The following is an 18,889-nucleotide window of genomic DNA, read 5'->3' on the forward strand; positions in this document are numbered from 1 at the left end:
AGAAATTGATAATTTTTGTCATGTCATGATTTTCAAAATTTTAGAAATAATGAAAATATGAATCAAAAACTACCCACAAAAATTCTTCAAATTAAAATTATTGAATTGACTTACTTCTAAAGAAACTTCCAAAAAAAGTAGAAAGAATGGTATAAAAAACCAAAATCGCAGCAAAATAATACGCAAAATATCTAAAAGTAAACATATCTATTTTTTTTACCATTTCTGGCGAAAAACTCGTCATGCTTTTTTGGTAATCTTTATCCAAATCTTGTTTTTCTTTTTCAGTCTTCATCACAGACCTTTGCTTAGTATAAATTTCTGTAGCTTCTTTTTTGTTTCTCTCTATAAATTGGTAATTCAAAGTAGCTTTTGCATCAGCATCACCATAATTTAAGAAACCAAAAATGCTGAAAATAGACAAAAATCCTCCAACAAACATTGGTTTGAACGCGCTACCAAAAGCATCTTTAAAACCTAATTCTCTTTTTTGCTTTTTTAGTGAATTTACAGACAAATACGCACCCAAAGTATAGATAGCTGGAAGCACAAAAGCGTTTAAAATAAGGCTTGTGTTAAAATAATTGGCATTGTACGCAAAAAAATATGCTCCAAAAAAAACTAACATTGTTACGATAAACAACACAAAACCAAGAGCATAAACATTTTTAATCATTTTTCTAATTTTATTTTTTTAAATTTTTTAAGATTTGAATTTTGAATTTTAAATTAATTCAGTACTTTTGCACCGGCAAGTCCTAAACAACCAGCTCCTGAGAATCCTCCAGGGTGGGAACGCAGCAAAGGTAATTGGTCGTAGCGGTGTGATTTAGGTAGCTTGCCATTTTTTTATGCCTATACGGTAAATTCTTCGCCAACTTTTGGCAAAATCAATTCAATATTTTTTTCGTTAAACAACGCTTCTGCATCATCATGATTAATGGCAATTGGAGGAAATGTATCAAAATGACATCCTATTACTTTCTTACACTTTAACAATTCTGAAGCCGCAAAAGCAGCTTTTCTTGCACACATAGTATAATGACCACCAATTGGCAACACAGACAAACTAATTTCGCCAAATAATTGAGGAAAAAGCGCCATATCTGCCATTACGCCAGTATCTCCTGCAAAATAAATATTTTTATCTTGAAATCTGAAAACATAACCAGCTGGTTGTCCGCCATACGTTCCATCTGGAAAACTAGAAGTGTGATGCGCTGGAACCATAGAAATTTTCAAATCATCAAATTTTGCAGAACCTCCAAAATTAATATCAATTGAGTTTGCATGATTAAAATAATCACAGATTTCTGGTTGACCAATTACAGTTGCATCTGGATGATTTTCTAGCACTTCTTTCACATCTGCAATGTGGTCTCCGTGTGCATGAGTTATTAAAACATAGTCTATTTTTTGAGCTTTAACATCAAATCCAGATTGTTCTTTTTGGAAGTTGTAAAAAGGGTCTGAAAGTATATTTTTGCCTTTATAAGTAAACAAAAAACAGTTTTGCCCAAGAAATTTTATTTTCATAAATTTTTATTTTAAATTTTTATATAATTCTTTAAATTTCAATTAGTTTCTAATGCTTAATCTTGCTTTAACTTAGCTTTTAAATGGTTTTAAAAAATTAGAAACTTTACAAAAATACTTAATTTAATTTTCACGGTTGTAAAATTCTATTTTTATTGAGGTTATTTTTCTGTTAAGAGTTAAAAAGTGTTACTTTTCATCATAGAAAACAATCAAGATTGATTGCTGATAAATGGCAAATTATCCTATTTTTTAATAGCTACATCAACCGAAAAGCAGAGATTGTTATTTTATATAAAATTTTGAAAAAATAGTAGCATTATAAGTCTTTTAATCTTACTAATTTTACAAAAAAATATTATGAACGAGATCGGAGAAAGACCGTGGGGAAAGTACTATGTACTATTTGATGAACCCAATTTTAAATTGAAAAGAATAGAAGTTTTGCCTGGGCAAAGATTATCTTATCAATATCACCACCATCGCCAAGAAGCTTGGACAATTATACAAGGAACTGCCAAAATAACTTTGGACGATGTAGATAAAATTTACAATTATGGTGAAACTGCTTTAATCCCATTAACTGCAAAACATCGTGTAGAAAACGTAGGAGAAGATACTTTAATCTTTATAGAAGTTCAAACCGGAACTTATTTTGGAGAAGACGATATTGTAAGAATAGAAGACGATTATTCTAGAAGTTAAAAAAAAAGGCTGTCGAAAATGACAGCCTTTTTTATTAGTTTTTACCTTTATTGTAGAACCTAAGATATTCTCTGGTTTTTAGTCCAGATTCTTTTAAATCTTCGTCTTTCCAATTTCCTTCTGAACTGGCAGATTTTTTCAGCATAGAACATGTTTCATCTTTATCTGAAATAGACCAAACAATCCAGCTTAGACCTTTCTGTTCCATCCAATCTATGTATTCTTGCCAAGCTTTATAATCCATTTTACCATCTCCCGAAGCTTCCATCCCTGCACTTTCTGAAACAAAAATTGGTAAACCGCTTTTCAGAGCTTCATCTGTTCTATCTCTAAGCCATTTTTCGTGAGTTGCAGCATAAAAATGCATCGTGTACATTAGGTTTTTATCAATAGTAATAGGGTCTTTTGCAGGCAAGTGCACATCTTGATCCCAAGAAGGCGAACCTATCAAAATAATATTATCTGGGTCGTTTTTTCTAATCACTTTAATAATTTCTTCTGAGTAAGATTTTATTTCTGCCCAAGTTTCGTAATCTGGTTCGTTGAAAACTTCGTAAATTACATTAGGATACTTGCCATATTTCTTAGAAGTTTCGTCAAAGAATTCTTTAGCCTCTTCTAATCTGATATTATGACTGTGCCAATCTACAATTACATAAATATTATTCTTAATGGCGGCATCTATTACAGTGTAAATTTTTTCTTTTGCAAAATTTTTATCATTTACGTAATTCCCATATTCGCCCAATTCTACTCCTAAAGCAGCACGAACAACATTTGCATTAAAGTCTTTTTTGAGCCAAGAAACTGCAGATTGATTGTAAAATCTAGGCCACATACTATGCCAACCCAAACTTACCCCTCTCAACATTACATGCTTTTGGTTTTTATCTACCAATTGAGTTCCTTTTACCGAAAGTTGACCGTGAGTTGCAACAAAAGAAGTTCCGCAAGAGGTAAGTAAAGCTAACGAAATGATATACAATAAATTCCTCATTATTTAATTTTAGTAAGTTTAACTGCAATTACGTCGTGAGAAGCCAATTCTTTATCAAAAATTTTGTTGGTTTTACCTAAATCTTTATGCTCCCAAAGGTCTCTAATTGAATAATTGTGATTATTTAAATTCAAAGTCAAATTAAAATCTTTGTCTTCAATAATATGTTTTTTCCAATCGAATTTCACTTTTTGTGATTTATCTGTTCTGTTTAAAAAAACTACAGCCCAATTGTCATCAGAAAGAGGTTTTACCCAAACTTCTACTCCATTTTCAGATTGATATTTAAACCCTTGAATTCCTAATTTATCTTGGTTGATAGCAATCATTTCTTTGTTGGTAAGAATTTTTAAAGTTTCGGGTTTTACAATTCTCAAATCATTACCTGCAAAAAGCGGAGAAGCCATCAAAGACCAAAGTGTAAAGTGAGATTTGTCTTCGGTATTCGTCATTCCGTTTCCTACTTCCATCATATCAAAATCATTCCAATGGTCTGGTCCAGAAACTTTACGAATGTCTTTTCTCATTTCAAGAATTTTAAGAACACCCCAAGAAGACCAGTTTCCTTCTTCGTGTTTGTATTCGCAATCGAAACAAGGATAGATGTCTCCAGAAATTCTCCAAAGATTGCCAACTGGTGTTGCCCAATTCCAAGGCTGATTGTCTCCCCATTCACAAATTGAAAAGACAATGGGTTTACCTGCAGCTTTCAAAGCTTTGCTCATGGTAGTATAAGCTTCTGTAGCATTAATACCTGCTGTATTGCACCAATCGTATTTTAAAAAATCTATTCCTAAATTTGCATAAAATCTTGCATCTTGATATTCGTAACCTCTTGTACCAGGATAACCAGCACACGTTTGAGTACCTGCACAATTATAAAGACCAAATTTTAAACCTTTGGAGTGCACATAATCAATAAGAGCTTTCATTCCGCTTGGGAATTTAACTGGGTCTGGAATTAAATCGCCATTTTTATCTCTATGGTCTTTCACCATCCATCCATCATCTAGAACAATGTATTCGTAGCCGGCATCTTTCATACCAGACGAAACCATCATATCTGCTGTTTTTTTTACTAAATCTTCGTTGATGTTCACTTCAAAAGTATTCCAAGAATTCCATCCCATTGGCGGAGTTAAGGCTACGTTTTCGAATTTTTGAGCACTTAGTAAAGAAACTGCTGCAATTGCTGCAATGCTTAATAATTTTTTCATAACAATTTTTTTTAAAAAAAGAACCCTACAATGAGGGTTCTAGTTGAATAATTAATCCTAATAATTATTTCTGAAAAACACTTTTTATTTTTAATAGTAATAACATAAATTGTTCATATTGTAATTTAATATTTTATATTTTTATTTTTTACTTTTTACTTTAAACAAAATACGAACTATATGTTATAAATTTAATCTGTTGTGTAAGTAATATTATCGAAATAATAATTATGCTTATTTCCTGTAAATTCTTTGAATGCTAAATTCTGTAAAACAGCAGGGTTATTCAGTTGACTCCAAGTAAATTTAACTTCTTTCCAATCTTTAGAAGTTTTAAACTGTCTAACCTCAGAATCGCTCCAATCATTATTAAAAATTAATTCTAATTTACCATCATCATCAGACCTAACCGCAAATTTAATTCCTGTATATTTTTTTACAGCATCCTCTTCCCATACCCAATTAGTACTAATACTTCCCCATCCATCTATTTCTTTTTTAATGAAAACACTACCTTGAAAAGCAGCAGATGCATCATTAACAAAAGTATGATTTTGAGCAGAATCAATATTCCAAGGTGAGTAAAACTTATCATCAAACAAGGCTGTTCCTATTGCTGTTCCCCAAGTATTACTTCCAGAAAGTGTTGTTACTGTTATCTTTTTTCCTTGCGAACCTTGAGGTAGTTTAATCTTTATCTCTGTTAAACTTTCAGATATAACCTCTGCTTCCACATCCCCCACTTTAACAACAGAATTTAAAAAATAATTACCCGTGATAGTTACTTCTTCTCCATCAGCAGCATTAATAGGATTAAAACTTTTAAAGACAGGTGCTGGAGGAGCTACAGTAAAGTCATATTCTATAGTACCAAATTTTGTAACAAGCTTAAGTTTATTGTTAACATTAGCATAAGGTGTTTTCTCATTAATTGTAACAATAATTGTATTGTCTGTAACCAAATTTGGATTGAAATAAGACTCATAATCATTAAAATAAACATGTTTCAAAGTAGCAAATCCTGTTCCTTTTATAATATACACATTATTAGCATATCCTACTGTAACAGAAGATAGATCAGTTGGTTTACCACTTTCATCTACCGAAGCTGCAACAAGATCAATTGTAGGCGCAGAAGTAGAAATCTTCTCATCATCATCATTTCTACAAGCAGTCCACACAACAGTAACAGCAAGTAAAAAGATGAAATATTTAAAAGTTTTATTTATGAAATTTTTCATTTTTTTTAAATTTTTAGAATTGATATTGAACTGGTGCATCTAAAAGTTTAGGGTTTTTAGCTACGTCGTTTGCAGGATAAGGTAAGGTGAAATCTTTTTCAGCAGGCGTATAATATTCTGCTCCCCACATATTACCTCTATTTTGTGCAGCCATTATTGCAATAGCTTTGGTACGAGAAATTCTTCCCAAATCAAACCAATAATCACCTTCGAAAGCTAATTCTTTTCTTCTTTCGGTAAATAAATCATCGAAAGTAAATGAAGAAACATCACTAAGTCCTGCTCTATTTCTTACAGCATTGAAAGATTTAAGAGCAGCAGCATCAGACGTTGATGCTCCACCTGCAAGGATTGCTTCTGCATGAATTAATAAAACTTCTGAGAATCTCATAATGTAAGTATTATTATCCATCATTGCCCAAGCATCAATAGGTCCAGAATTATTTCCATTTTCGATACCTACACAATATTTTTTAATTGCAGCTCCAGAGCCTTGGCCTCCAATCTGGTCTGCTGTTGGTACTGTAAATCCAACTTGGAAGGTTTTCCCATTTTTGATTTTCATATCAGGATATACATTACCTGGGAACATAATTGTTTCATTTCTTCTAGCATCTCCTAAAGAATATAGATTTAAAATATCTTGAGAAGGGCCAAAAACACCACCATAAGTTGCATTAGATGTAGAAATTGTTCCGTTACTGATACCAAACTGTGTATTACAATTGTTACCAGAACCATAATTAGCATCTGTTTTCCATTGTAACGCAAATACAGATTCTTCATTATTATTATTAGCATACTTAAATAAATCTCCAAAAGACTTACTTTGAATAGAATATTGAGAAGTACCACCTAATAACTTAAATTCTCCACTATTAATAACTTCTTCAGACAATTGTCTTGCTTTTGTATAATCTTTTAAATAAAGATACACCTTTGCCAACATAGCTTTAGCAGAACCTTTAGATACTTTTGCATTGTCAGCATAACTAGCACCTCTAACTTTGCTATTCAAAAGACTAATTGCTTGTGTATAATCTCTTGTTACTAATTCATATACATCTTCTACTCTATTTGTATTAAGTTGAGGACTGTTTATATGATCATAATTATTTACAATAATTGGAACAGGCCCCCATAATCTAACTAAGTAGAAATACGCAGTAGCTCTCATAAAATAAGCCTCTCCCAAAGCATTGTTTATCACTGTTTGACTAACTGAAGGATCAGCCATTTTCTGAAGATTATTGATAAGATAATTAGCTTGTGCTACATTAGCCCAAAGAGATTGCCATCCTGCAAACATCTCTGCATCAGATGAAGTCATAGAAAAACTTCTCATAGCATTTACATCAGATGAATTGGTATACATATTACCAGAACCAACTTCTGAAATTGCATAGAAAAATTTATTATTAAATTGAAACCAAGTCTTATAGTACATCCCATCGGTTGCTACTCTTACTTGTTCATCATTTTTATAATAATTATTTGCACTAATAGAATCTTCTGAAGGTCTATCTGTAAAATCATTACTACAAGATGCCATAGCTCCAAGAGCGAAAATAGCAATAGTAATTTTTCTTAAATTATATATTTTTAAAGATTTCATGTCTATTATATTAAAAGTCTAGGTTAACGCCAAAAATAAATGTTCTAGGAGAAGGATATCTACCATTATCTATACCAGTAAGAAGAACGTTTTGATTAAACGAACCAATTTCTGGGTCGTACCCTGAATAATTAGTCAAAGTATAAAGATTTTGAGCAGTAAAATAAATTCTAAATTTAGATAAATTCATTTTTGATGCAAAATCTGAAGGTAATGTGTACCCTAATGTCAAATTCTGAATTCTAGCATAATCTCCTTTCTCAACATATCTATCAGAAATCATAATATTTGGATGCGAAATACTATTGATAATTCTCGGTTGACTTGCATTAGGATTGGTAGGAGACCAATAATCTAAAGCTTCTACTAATTGATTTTGATACATCATAGCATTTTGAGTACCATTTCTTTTAGTTAAATTCATCACATCATTTCCTACAGAGCCTTGTATGAAAATTGATAAATCCCAACTTTTATATCTAAATGTATTTGTAAAACCAAATGTAAAATCTGGGTGAGGATTACCAATAATAGCTTTGTCTAAATCATCAATTTTTCCATCTCCATTTACATCTGCATATTTCACATCTCCTAGCACTGGTGCTTTACCATACACAGAAGGAGCATTTGTAAGGTCAGCAGCTGTTCTATACAAACCTTCATATTTCAAGCCCCAGAATGTACCAATAGGATTACCAATTGTCGTATTTGTAGCAATCATTGGTTGGTATCCATTGATATTTACAGATTCTGTAATATTAGACATTCCATTTACAAGACTAAGTAACTCATTTTTATATCTTGTAAAAACAAAATTTGTACTCCAATTAAAATTTTCAGCTTTTGTTTCATAACCTAGGGTAATCTCGAAACCTCTGTTCACCATACTACCCAAATTAGAATAAGGAGATTCTATACCACCATACTGAGAAAATCCTCCTGTTAAATAATCTGGCAATGGTAATTTAAACAAGAAATCTGATGATGTTTTTTTATACCAATCAAAAGTTACATTTAATCTATTGAATAATGATAAATCTACACCTAAGTTAGTTTGCTTCATAGTTTCCCATTTCAAATCAGGATTACTAAGATAAGCTGGTAGATTATAGATATTAAGCTGTGAAGAGTATAAATTATTAGAAATTTGTTGATTCCCTGTCTCTCCGTAGCCAGCACGGAATTTCAGATTACTAACAATATTAGAAGGAATCCAATCCATAAAACTTTCTTTAGTAACTCTCCAAGAACCAGAAATACCAGGGAAATATCCTACCTGATTTTTTCCTTTATTACCTTGAGGATCAAATTTAGACGATTGGTCTCTTCTTATTGAAGCTGTAATGCTATATCTGCCATCAAAATCATAGATTAAACGAGAAAAATATGACAATAAAGATGCACTACCTTTGTAACTTGTTGTTTCTGTAGTATCTGCCATACTAAGAGAATATACATCATTCGATTTAAAGCCATGCCCTTCTCCTGTAATTCCTTTCCAATGACTATCTAACGCCTCTTGTCCTAATAAAATGGTAAATTTATGATTACCAAATGATTTATCATAGGTAAGTAAGTTTTTAATATTGGTAGAATACCAATCATTATTTCTTAACCAAAGGTCAGCTGTGTCATTAGACTGAGAGCCTCTATTGAATTGTGGCCAAAATTCTGTATTTTCTGCAAATTCGGTATTTGCAGACATTTCTATTCTATATTTTAAACCTTTTAATAAATCTGCTTCTGCATAAATATTTCCTAAGAAATTTTTTCTAATTAATTTATTTAATTTTGTTAAAGCTTCTGCTGCAGGATTAAAATAATTAGTATTCTGTCCAGCTGGAGGAGATGCAAAAGTTCCATCTATATTATAAACTGGTAAATCTGGAGCTTGCAATAACGTATTAGAAATTAAACCAGTGTAGCTTTCATTTACTGTGAAATTCTGATTAGAAATACCACCTGTAAGGTTAGCGCCAATTCTTAACCAAGGTTTTACTTTAGCATTAAGATTTAACCTTAGGGTATATCTTTTTAACCCTGTATTAATAATTGTACCCTGTTGGTCCAAATATCCTAAAGACAAATAATAATTAGCATCTTCTTTACCTCCACCAAAAGAAACTTGGTGATTTTGAGCTACCGCTGTTCTATAAATAGTTCTTTGCCAATCTGTACCTTTTCCTAATAACTCAGGATGTGCAAATTCCGCTCTTAGTTGAGTCCCAAAAACAGGAGCCATAGCATTTTGCAAAGCAGCATACTGTTGCAAATTAAGCACATCTAAATATTTGTAATTTTGAGAAACAGACGTGTAGCCTTCATAGCTAATTTTACCTATCCCTTTTTTTCCAGATTTTGTTGTAATAATAATTACACCATTTGCACCTCTAGAACCATATATTGCAGTTGCAGATGCATCTTTCAATACATCTATAGACTCAATATCGTTTGGGTTTAAAAAAGAAATAGGAGAAACAGCAACACTACCAGAACCACCTGTAGATGAAAAATCTCCACCAGCAATTGGTCTACCAGATGTAGATTTACCAGTTGCATCACCAGAAATTGGAACTCCATCAATAATATATAAAGGTTCGTTAGTCCCATTCAAAGAAGTAGTACCTCTAACCCTTATTGAAACCGCTGCTCCAGGTTGCCCATTATTATTAGCAACACTAACACCAGCTAGTTTACCTTGAATCATTTGGTCTACAGAGACCTGTTTAATGTCTTGAATGTCCTTTGTCTTAATTGAAGACACAGAAGAATTCAAATCACTTTTTTTCTGTGTACCATAGCCAATCATCACTACTTCCTCTATTTGTTTTGTTTTTAGAGTATCTCGTGAAGATTTTTGCTGTGCATCTACACCTGTAATTGCCCCAAGAAGAAACAAAGCGGCGATACTAGTCTTACCACTACTGCTTGGATTTAGATAATAAAGAAAACTCTTCATAATATAAATTGGTTGTTAATTTGATTATTTTCCTTCAAAATTGATAATTATAACATTGTCAAATTATCAATGGTTTTTCATTTATTTTAACAAAACAAATTTATAACTGAATGTGAAGGATTTGTTAATATTATTTTATCAATTGTTACTATTATTTTCGCTGATGATATTTTTCATGTTCAAAAAAGACATTTTCATCAATAAAAAAGACAAAATAATATCAATATTAATTAAAGTATTCTTTTAATACCATTAAACTCTTCCCGGTAAGTACTTGGCGTTACGCCTTTTATACTCTTAAATATCCTATTGAAATTTGCTATATTATTAAAGCCACATTTAAAAGCCACCTCAGAAACACTTAAATCTTTTTCCACTAAACTTCGTGCTGCATAACCAATTCTAACATCATTCAAATAATTAACAAATGTTTTATTGGTTCTCTTTTTTATAAATCTATTAAAAGAAACAGGACTCATAAGAGCTACCTTAGAAACTTCTTCTAATGTAATTTTATTTGCAAAATTCTTTTGTATATAATCATACACAATCTTCATTTTGTCATCATCCTCAAATTTATCATAATCTACTGTAAACGTGGATAATATCCTTTGATTTCGAGACGTAGCCATATCATGCAGAATAGATAAAATCTCCAAAAAATAATCCATTCCATCCAATCTAGACAAGTTACAGATACGTTTGGATAGAAATTCCGCGGTAGAATACGAAAACAAAACACCGTGAGACGACCTATTAAACATATCTCTTATTGGTCTCATAATTCTCCTAGAAAGCAAATTATCATCAAAAAGTTTTTCATCAAATTGAATTGTAATCTCGTGAATATCTTTCTCTTTACATTTATAAGTCTCCCAAGCGTGATACAAATTTGGCCCTACCAAAACCAATTCAAATTCTTCTATTTCTTCTATATGATCCCCAACAATTCTACGTACACCTTTACCATTTTGAATAAAGTTTACTTCAAATTCTGGATGAAAATGTATAGGAAAGTCAAATTTTTCCTTCACTCTATCAAACACCAAAAAGCTATCATTGCTTGTTAGAGGTGGTATTTCTCTGAAAAAATTCTTTTCATTTTTCATAACATTAATTTTAATTGCAATTATATAATATTATATTGATAAAATAGTATTACTTACATAAAAAAAACATAAAGTAAATTTGTCTTAGCAAAAGTAGCAATTGTTAACATTGAGTTAACATAATAAATATCATATTTTTTTAAATATTTTTAAACTTTTTTAACTTTGATTAAAAATTTTTAAATTGAATTAATTACCCCCAATTATCACTATGATTACCTATTTGAAGAATACATTACAAATAACTCTAGTTGCGTCTTTTATTTCATGTTATGCCCAACACGCTGACACGAAAAACAATCTTCTTTCAGACACAAAAGCAACAAAAGAAACCGTAAACTTATATCAGAACCTTAACAAATCTATAGATAAAGGATATTTTTTTGGTCATCAAGATGATTTAGCTTACGGTGTAAAATGGAAATATGAAGAAGGAAGAAGCGATATTAAAGATGTTACAGGAGACTACCCTGCAGTCTATGGTTGGGATTTAGGCGGCTTAGAATACCAAAAACCAAATAATATTGACGGAGTTCCTTTTAAAAATATAAAAAAATGGATTAAAGAAACATATGACAAAGGTGGAATCTCTACAATAAGTTGGCATATCGATAATCCTTTAACCTTAAAAAACTCTTGGGACACCACACCTGGTTCTTTTGCATCTATTCTTCCGAATGGCACAAAATACGACTTGTACAAATCTTGGTTAGATAATGCCGCAAACTTTTTAAGTACATTAAAAGGTTCAGACGGAAAAAGCATTCCTATTTTATATAGACCATTCCACGAATTAACAGGAAACTGGTTTTGGTGGTGCAAAAACAATGCTTCACCGGAAGAATTCAAGCAAATTTGGAAATTTACCATCAATTATCTTAGAAAAACTAAAAAATTACACAACTTAATTATTGTTTACAATACCGCAGATTTTAAATCTAAAGAAGAATTTTTAGAATATTATCCAGGTGATGACATGGTGGATATGATAAGTTTTGACAAATACCAATATACAGACCCTACTAAAGACAATTCTTTCGTTACTGATGTGCAAAAACAACTGCAAATAATGAACGAAGTTTCAGTAGAACACAATAAACCGATGGCAATTGCAGAAACAGGTTACGAACAAGTTCCTTATGCTAATTGGTGGACAAAAACTTTAACAGAAGCCATTGGAAATTACAAAATATCCTACGTTCTATTATGGAGAAACCACGGCTGGCTAGAAAATGAAAAGAAAATGCATTACTACGCTCCATATAAAGGACAAGTTAGCGAAAAAGATTTTGTAGAATTTTACAATAAAGAAAATACGTTCTTTCAAAAAGATGCAACCAAACTAAATCTATATAAATAATGGCTGAAAAAATAAAATTAAAGGAAAAAATTGCATACGGATTCGGAGATGCCGCATCATCTATGTTTTGGAAAATTTTCGGGATGTATTCCTTATTTTTCTACACAGATGTTTTTGGGATTACCGCAGCAGCAGCAGGTACCATGTTTTTGGTAGCAAGACTTTGGGACTCATTTTTTGATGTTTTCGTAGGAATTGCTGCAGACCGTACCAAATCAAAATGGGGAAAATATCGTCCTTATCTTCTTTGGTTCGCAATTCCTTTTGCAGTAATGGGCGTTTTCACCTTCTACGCGCCAGATTTTGGCAGCACAGGAAAATTGGTGTACGCATACATTACCTACTCTTTAATGATGATTGTTTATTCATTAATTAATGTGCCTTATGCTTCATTATTAGGAGCTATGTCTGCAGACCCAGAAGAAAGAAATCAACTTTCTTCTTACAGAATGTCTTTCGCATTTATTGGTAGTTTTGTTACTTTCATGCTATTGCAACCTTTAATTGACTTCTTCTCTAAAACATTTGATAGCGAAAATGTATCACAAGCTACAAAAGCTGTAGAAACATCAGTAAGCACTTCTGTAACAGGTTGGGTAATGGGTGTTGGCGTTATAGGAATTATCTGCGTGATATTATTCTTGCTTTGTTTTTCTTGGACTAAAGAAAGAGTTCAGCAAATTGAAACTGAAGAAAATGTTTCTGTAAAAACAGACCTTAAAAATCTTTTCAGAAATGCACCTTGGTGGATTTTGGTAGGAACAGGTTTAGCAGCATTACTTTTCAATGCAGTGAGAGACAGTGTAGCGATTTACTATTTCAGAGATTTTGTAAAATTAAATTATAAAATGGCTGGCACAGGCTGGGATATTACAACTATTTATTTCTTAGTGGGGCAAGCAGCTAATTTAATTGGTGTAATGGCAGCTCCTTCTATCTCTGCTAAATATGGCAAGAAAAAAACCTATATGATTTCCATCGTTATTGCCGGAATTCTGAGCGTTATTTTCTATTTCATTCCAAATAATATTGTATTGATATTAATCTTACAATTCTTAATCTCAGTATTTGCAGGATATGTTTTACCATTGCTTTGGTCTATGTTCGCAGATATTGTAGATCACCAGGAATTATTAACAGGAAGACGTGCAACTGGTCTTATCTTCTCATCATCTTCTATGTCTCAAAAATTAGGATGGGCATTAGGAGCAGCACTTAGCGGATGGATTTTGGCTTGGTTCCATTACGTTCCGGATGCCGCATCACAAAGTGCAGACACCATTTTCGGAGAAAGAATTATGATAAGTCTTTTACCTGCAATCTGTTGTCTATTAGCTTTAATTGGAATGATGTTCTACCCTCTTTCTGATAAAAAAGTAAAAGAAATTTCCGAAGAATTAAACTTAAAAAGAAAAAATAATATTTAAAATAATACACATCAAAAAGTTATGAACCTAATGAATGCAACTGACATTTTTTTGAAAAGAAAAAATGAACTTGAGGAAGAATATAAATCTTTAGTTCAAACCCCAAATTCACCGATCAAAGAATTTAATAACGGCATATATACAAGATATCAAAATCCGGTTGTAACCGCAAAACACATTCCTTTAGATTGGAAATTCGATTTCAATCCAGAAACCAATCCTTACTTCTTAGAAAGAAATGGTTTCAACGCAGCTTTTAACGCTGGTGCTATGAAATTTAATGGCAAATACATTCTTTGTGTAAGAGTAGAAGGAAACGATAGAAAATCTTTCTTTGCTATTGCTGAAAGTGACAACGGAATAGACAATTTTGAATTCTGGGAAAAACCATGCGTTATTCCTCAGATTGAAGGAAATCCAGACACCAATGCTTACGACATGAGATTGGTACACCACGAAGACGGATGGATTTATGGTATTTTCTGCACCGAAAGAAAAGACCCTAATGCTCCTGCTGGCGATACCAGCTCTGCTATTGCAAATGCCGGAATTGTAAGAACTAAAGACTTGGTAAATTTCGAAAGATTACCAGATTTAATCTCCACTTCTGGTCAACAAAGAAATGTAGTACTTCACCCAGAATTTGTAGATGGAAAATATGCTTTATACACAAGACCTCAAGATGGTTTTATTGATGTAGGAAGCGGTGGCGGAATTGGACTTGGTTTCGTAGAAGACATGACGAATCCTGTTGTTAAAGAAGAAAAAATTATATTCGGAAAACAATATCACACCATTTACGAATTAAAAAACGGATTAGGACCTGCGCCAATTAAAACCTCAAAAGGATGGTTGCATTTAGCTCATGGTGTTAGAAATACCGCTGCAGGTTTACGATATACTTTGTATATGTTTATGACAGATTTAGAAGATTTTTCAAAAGTAACTCACGTTCCTGCCGGGCATTTTATGGCTCCAGAAAACGAAGAAAGAGTTGGAGATGTTTCTAATGTTTTGTTCTCAAATGGTTGGATTGCAGATGAAGATGGTAAAGTGTACATCTATTACGCTTCTTCAGATACCAGAATGCACGTTGCAGTATCAGACGTAGAACGTTTGGTAGATTATGTTATCAACTCACCAGAAGATGAATTTACAACAGCTGCTTCTGTTCAAAAAATTGTTACTCTAGTAGACCATAATAAAAAGTTTTTATAATCTTATTTCTTTTTTATCTTAGAAAAACCTCACAAAGCAATGAGTGAGGTTTTTATTTAAAAAATAATATTATGGAAAACAAAAAAATAACTCTTAAAAATAAAGCCAAAACTGAACTTATTAATATCTTAAATTATTGGCTCGAAAATACCATTGACGAAAAAAATGGTGGTTTTGTAGGCGAAATTAATTTCGAAGATATTAAAAATGAAGATTCAGAAAAAGGCTCGGTTCTCAATGCAAGAATTCTGTGGTCTTTTTCCGCAGCTTACGCTATAGAACCAAATCCCGAGTATCTTAAAACTGCAAAAAGAGCTTTTCAATACATCAAAGATTATTTCTACGACAAAGAATTTGGCGGTATCTATTGGAGTCTTAACGCAGATGGAACGCCAAAAGATACCAAAAATCAAATCTATGCAATAGCTTTTGTAATCTACGGATTGGCAGAATTTTATAAAATTTTCAAAAACGAAGACGCGCTGGAAATTGCTCAAGACTTATTCTACAAAATAGAATTACACAGCAGAGATTTCGAAAAAAGAGGCTATTTAGAAGCTTTTACAAAAGATTGGCAAGAAATAGAAGACCTTCGTTTGAGCGAAAAAGATGCCAACGAAAAGAAAACCATGAATACACATCTTCACATTGTGGAAGCGTATGCCAATTTGTATTCAATCTGGCCTAGTCAAAAGTTGAAAGATGCTATAAAAGAGATTTTAGAAGTTACGGAAACTTATTTTATTGATAAAGAATCTTGGCATTTAAAACTATTTTTCAATGAAAATTGGGTAGAAAAAGAAGATGTAATTTCTTATGGACATGATATTGAAGCGGCTTGGTTGTTGCTTTGGTGTGCAGAAACCATTGAAGATGAAGTTTTAATTAAAAACTACCAAAAATATGCAGTTGCTTTTGCAGAAGCTACCAAAGAAGGTTTAGATGCAGATGGCGGCTTGTGGTACGAATACGAACCTAAAGAACAAAAACTAATTGCCGAAAAACATTGGTGGCCTCAAGCAGAACTTTGGATAGGTATGGTAAATGCTTGGCAAATCTCTCAAAAAGAAGAATATCTAGATATTGTAGAAAAAAACTTCAGTTTTGTAGAAAAATACATCATAGATCACAAAAATGGAGAATGGATTTGGGGAATTCATCAAGATTATTCTCCTATCTTGAAGGATAAAGCGGGATTTTGGAAATGCCCTTATCATAATTCCAGAGCTTGTATAGAACTTTTAAAACGTCTTTAATTATGAAAAAAATATTTTTTTTAGCTGCAATTTTAAGTGTAACACAAATTTTTGCACAGAAAAATTTAATCAGAAACGGTGGCTTCGAACTCGATGCAGATTCTTGGAGAGGAGAAAATGTTCTCAATATTAATCCTTACACCAAAAGAACTGGCGAAAAAGGAGGAAGCATCTACGAATATACTTCTCCACAATGGAAAGGTATAGACCAAGAATTCAATATTCCTAAAAATACACCTGCAATAGAAGTTTCGGCTTGGGTAAAAGCGGATGCTATTGAAAAAGGTAAAAACAACTGGAACAAAGCGGTTATTATCTTAGAAATGAATGGTAAAACCGAAAATATTGCCGAATTGGAAGGAACTACAAATTGGCAATTGGTAAAAAAAATAATTCCTACCGAAAACAATCGTTCTGGGAGATTAATGCTTGCCCTTTCCGAGTGTACAGGTTCTTTTTTCTTTGATGATATTAAAATCACTCCTATTTCTAAGGAAGATTATGATAAAATAATAGACGAAGACATTAAGAAAAAGGAAGCAATTTCTCTTCAGAATATTCAAAATCAAAACCCAACTGCTCCAGCCGAAATTTTTGCTAATGGAAATTTTGAAAACGGAACTTCTTCTTGGCGCGGTGCTGTAAATCTTTCTAACACTGTAAAAAAAGAAGGAAATAATGCTTTGATTCTTTCCTCTACAAGCAAAGATTGGGTTGGTGTAGACCAATTATTTAGCGTTCCTGCTGATGCAAAATCGGTAACCATTTCGGGTTGGCTAAAATCTGACAATATTGTTCAAGGCGAAAACGTTTGGAATAACGGTTTGCTAAATGTAGAATTTAGCAGCGATGGAAAAACAAAAACTGCCAACGACGAAAGTATTGCCTTTGTAACAGGAACTAAAGATTGGCAAGAATATTCTAAAACTTTTAATTTATCAAAAGATACTCAAAAACTAAGAATTATGATTGCTCTTGGTTTTGCAACTGGTACTTTATACGCAGATGATATAAAAGTAACTTTCAACAAATAAAATGAAAAAAGCGCTGCATTTTTTTTCTCTCGTTTTGTTAGTTATCGTTTTGTCTTGTAAAACCGATGAAACCGAAGAGGCAATTGTAACACCTACTCCACCAGTTATTACAGACGTAGTAACTCCTCAAAATGTAAAAACTTTTATGGTGGATAAAAATGCTACAACAGAAACTGCAGCGCTTTTTTATAATTTAAGAAATTCTGGAAAAACTAAAATTATTATCGGTCAACAAGACGCCTTTAATTCTTTTTACGAAACTTCTGGTTTTTCGGATATTAAAAAATCAACGGGAAACGACCCCGCAATTCTAGGTTCAGACTTTATGTTCATTACAGATAAAGAAAATCCTAGTAACAATTGGTTTGTACAGCAAGAAAACAAAATTATACAAGACACCAAAGACGCTTATAATAAAGGAATTATCAACACTTTTTGTTGGCATCTAAGAGAACCATATAACGAGAACAGTTTCTACGCATCAGACATGACGGATTCTCAGAAATCTGATGCTTTTAAAAGTCTTTTGCCTGGTGGTAAATTTAACGATTGGTATAAGAAAAAATTAGATAAAGTGGCTTCTATTGTTTCCAATCTGAAAGATAACAACGGAAAGCTAATTCCAATTATTTTTCGTCCTTTCCATGAATTTGATGGAAATTGGTTTTGGTGGGGAGCTAATTATTGCACCGCAGAAGAATATATCTCAGTTTACAGATTTACAGTAAATTACCTTAGAGACACCAAAAATGTTCATAATATTTTGTACGCTTTTTCGCCAGATAATTCTTACACCACTTCTAGTTCATATCTAAGCAGATACCCGGGAGACGATTATGTGGATATTTTAGGAATGGATAACTATGAAGATTTTGACAATAAAGGAACTTCTGGAGCTTCTCTAGCGAATTCAAAATTAAAATTAATTTCAGATTTGGCTATTTCTAAAAACAAAATTGCTGCACTTACAGAAACAGGTTATAGAGTAACTTCTACTACACCTGCCATTAACAATTGGTTTTCTACGTATCTTTACGATGCAATTACCAATAATAATCTTCAAATTGCTTATGTAATGTTTTGGAACAACACCAGCACTGGATATTACGTTCCTACACCCGGAAATTCTAATGTTGCAGATTTTCAAAATTTTACTCTAAAATCAAAGATTATTCTTCAAAACAATATATCAAAAATGTATTCTTTTCCTTAAAT

Annotated in this window: 15 protein-coding genes and 1 other RNA gene; 8 read left to right on the forward strand and 8 right to left on the reverse strand. The window is 32.2% G+C overall.

Annotation, left to right across the window (positions count from 1 at the left end):
• Positions 1-97 precede the first annotated feature (97 nt).
• A complete protein-coding gene (locus QM746_RS10505) occupies positions 98-676 on the reverse strand; it encodes a DUF4199 family protein (RefSeq protein WP_414984179.1) in 579 nt (192 codons plus the stop codon).
• A 73-nt stretch (positions 677-749) separates the two neighbouring features.
• Here QM746_RS10505 and ffs point away from each other — a divergent pair.
• Positions 750-847: signal recognition particle sRNA small type (gene ffs, locus QM746_RS10510), an RNA gene on the forward strand.
• Between the two features lie 8 nt (positions 848-855).
• On the opposite strand, the gene QM746_RS10515 is transcribed toward ffs, so the two are convergent.
• Positions 856-1,536: a metal-dependent hydrolase gene (locus QM746_RS10515; RefSeq protein ID WP_414984180.1), complete on the reverse strand. Its 681-nt coding sequence runs from the start codon at positions 1,534-1,536 to the stop codon at positions 856-858.
• A 360-nt stretch (positions 1,537-1,896) separates the two neighbouring features.
• Here QM746_RS10515 and QM746_RS10520 point away from each other — a divergent pair, with 360 nt between their 5' ends.
• Positions 1,897-2,241: a phosphomannose isomerase type II C-terminal cupin domain gene (locus QM746_RS10520; RefSeq protein ID WP_374364154.1), complete on the forward strand. Its 345-nt coding sequence runs from the start codon at positions 1,897-1,899 to the stop codon at positions 2,239-2,241.
• A 34-nt stretch (positions 2,242-2,275) separates the two neighbouring features.
• Here QM746_RS10520 and QM746_RS10525 read toward each other — a convergent pair whose 3' ends face one another.
• The 6 genes from QM746_RS10525 to QM746_RS10550 form a co-directional block, all read right to left on the reverse strand.
• Positions 2,276-3,238: a glycoside hydrolase family 5 protein gene (locus tag QM746_RS10525; protein ID WP_414984181.1), complete on the reverse strand. Its 963-nt coding sequence runs from the start codon at positions 3,236-3,238 to the stop codon at positions 2,276-2,278.
• Positions 3,238-4,455 carry a glycoside hydrolase family 27 protein gene (locus tag QM746_RS10530; protein ID WP_414984182.1) on the reverse strand — a complete coding sequence of 406 codons (1,218 nt, stop codon included), beginning with the start codon at positions 4,453-4,455 and terminating at the stop codon, positions 3,238-3,240. Before QM746_RS10530 ends, QM746_RS10525 begins: the two co-directional genes overlap by 1 nt.
• 191 nt (positions 4,456-4,646) lie before the next feature.
• Positions 4,647-5,696 (reverse strand): IPT/TIG domain-containing protein, encoded by a 1,050-nt coding sequence (locus QM746_RS10535; RefSeq protein WP_414984183.1) that lies wholly within the window; start codon positions 5,694-5,696, stop codon positions 4,647-4,649.
• A 13-nt stretch (positions 5,697-5,709) separates the two neighbouring features.
• Entirely contained in the window at positions 5,710-7,311 is a 1,602-nt protein-coding gene (locus tag QM746_RS10540) for a RagB/SusD family nutrient uptake outer membrane protein (protein WP_414984184.1), read from the reverse strand.
• Positions 7,312-7,321: 10 nt separating this feature from the next.
• On the reverse strand, positions 7,322-10,270 hold the full coding sequence (locus tag QM746_RS10545) for a SusC/RagA family TonB-linked outer membrane protein (RefSeq protein WP_414984185.1): 2,949 nt from the start codon (positions 10,268-10,270) through the stop codon (positions 7,322-7,324).
• A gap of 230 nt (positions 10,271-10,500) precedes the next feature.
• Positions 10,501-11,379, reverse strand: a complete 879-nt coding sequence (locus tag QM746_RS10550; protein ID WP_414984186.1) for a helix-turn-helix domain-containing protein — start codon at positions 11,377-11,379, stop codon at positions 10,501-10,503.
• Between the two features lie 211 nt (positions 11,380-11,590).
• Between QM746_RS10550 and QM746_RS10555 the strand changes: the two genes are divergently transcribed.
• The 6 genes from QM746_RS10555 to QM746_RS10580 all read left to right on the forward strand — a co-directional run bounded on the left by QM746_RS10555 (position 11,591) and on the right by QM746_RS10580 (position 18,887).
• The gene (locus tag QM746_RS10555; RefSeq protein ID WP_414984187.1) at positions 11,591-12,739 is read left to right on the forward strand and encodes a glycoside hydrolase family 26 protein; all 1,149 of its coding nucleotides are present in this window, start codon (positions 11,591-11,593) and stop codon (positions 12,737-12,739) included.
• On the forward strand, positions 12,739-14,166 hold the full coding sequence (locus tag QM746_RS10560; RefSeq protein ID WP_414984188.1) for an MFS transporter: 1,428 nt from the start codon (positions 12,739-12,741) through the stop codon (positions 14,164-14,166). The genes QM746_RS10555 and QM746_RS10560 overlap by 1 nt, the downstream gene beginning before the upstream one ends.
• Before the next feature lie 30 nt (positions 14,167-14,196).
• Complete coding sequence (locus QM746_RS10565; RefSeq protein ID WP_414984189.1) at positions 14,197-15,384, forward strand: glycosidase; 1,188 nt, start codon at positions 14,197-14,199, stop codon at positions 15,382-15,384.
• Between the two features lie 71 nt (positions 15,385-15,455).
• The gene (locus tag QM746_RS10570) at positions 15,456-16,640 is read left to right on the forward strand and encodes an AGE family epimerase/isomerase (protein ID WP_414984190.1); all 1,185 of its coding nucleotides are present in this window, start codon (positions 15,456-15,458) and stop codon (positions 16,638-16,640) included.
• Positions 16,641-16,642: 2 nt separating this feature from the next.
• The gene (locus QM746_RS10575) at positions 16,643-17,674 is read left to right on the forward strand and encodes a carbohydrate binding domain-containing protein (protein WP_414984191.1); all 1,032 of its coding nucleotides are present in this window, start codon (positions 16,643-16,645) and stop codon (positions 17,672-17,674) included.
• A 1-nt stretch (position 17,675) separates the two neighbouring features.
• A complete protein-coding gene (locus QM746_RS10580) occupies positions 17,676-18,887 on the forward strand; it encodes a glycoside hydrolase family 26 protein (RefSeq protein ID WP_414984192.1) in 1,212 nt (403 codons plus the stop codon).
• Positions 18,888-18,889 lie beyond the last annotated feature (2 nt).

Source organism: Cloacibacterium sp. (genome assembly GCF_047601505.1).
Taxonomy (GTDB): domain Bacteria; phylum Bacteroidota; class Bacteroidia; order Flavobacteriales; family Weeksellaceae; genus Cloacibacterium.

Bases quoted from the DNA above. Each gene is read 5' to 3' on its own strand.
- QM746_RS10505 (WP_414984179.1), bottom strand. From the start codon at position 676: ATGATTAAAAATGTTTATGCTCTTGGTTTTGTGTTGTTTATCGTAACA.
- QM746_RS10525 (WP_414984181.1), bottom strand. From the start codon at position 3,238: ATGAGGAATTTATTGTATATCATTTCGTTAGCTTTACTTACCTCTTGC.
- QM746_RS10560 (WP_414984188.1), top strand. From the start codon at position 12,739: ATGGCTGAAAAAATAAAATTAAAGGAAAAAATTGCATACGGATTCGGA.
- QM746_RS10555 (WP_414984187.1), top strand. From the start codon at position 11,591: ATGATTACCTATTTGAAGAATACATTACAAATAACTCTAGTTGCGTCT.
- QM746_RS10570 (WP_414984190.1), top strand. From the start codon at position 15,456: ATGGAAAACAAAAAAATAACTCTTAAAAATAAAGCCAAAACTGAACTT.
- QM746_RS10540 (WP_414984184.1), bottom strand. From the start codon at position 7,311: ATGAAATCTTTAAAAATATATAATTTAAGAAAAATTACTATTGCTATT.
- QM746_RS10580 (WP_414984192.1), top strand. From the start codon at position 17,676: ATGAAAAAAGCGCTGCATTTTTTTTCTCTCGTTTTGTTAGTTATCGTT.
- QM746_RS10515 (WP_414984180.1), bottom strand. From the start codon at position 1,536: ATGAAAATAAAATTTCTTGGGCAAAACTGTTTTTTGTTTACTTATAAA.
- QM746_RS10550 (WP_414984186.1), bottom strand. From the start codon at position 11,379: ATGAAAAATGAAAAGAATTTTTTCAGAGAAATACCACCTCTAACAAGC.
- QM746_RS10545 (WP_414984185.1), bottom strand. From the start codon at position 10,270: ATGAAGAGTTTTCTTTATTATCTAAATCCAAGCAGTAGTGGTAAGACT.
- QM746_RS10535 (WP_414984183.1), bottom strand. From the start codon at position 5,696: ATGAAAAATTTCATAAATAAAACTTTTAAATATTTCATCTTTTTACTT.
- QM746_RS10520 (WP_374364154.1), top strand. From the start codon at position 1,897: ATGAACGAGATCGGAGAAAGACCGTGGGGAAAGTACTATGTACTATTT.
- QM746_RS10530 (WP_414984182.1), bottom strand. From the start codon at position 4,455: ATGAAAAAATTATTAAGCATTGCAGCAATTGCAGCAGTTTCTTTACTA.
- QM746_RS10575 (WP_414984191.1), top strand. From the start codon at position 16,643: ATGAAAAAAATATTTTTTTTAGCTGCAATTTTAAGTGTAACACAAATT.
- QM746_RS10565 (WP_414984189.1), top strand. From the start codon at position 14,197: ATGAATGCAACTGACATTTTTTTGAAAAGAAAAAATGAACTTGAGGAA.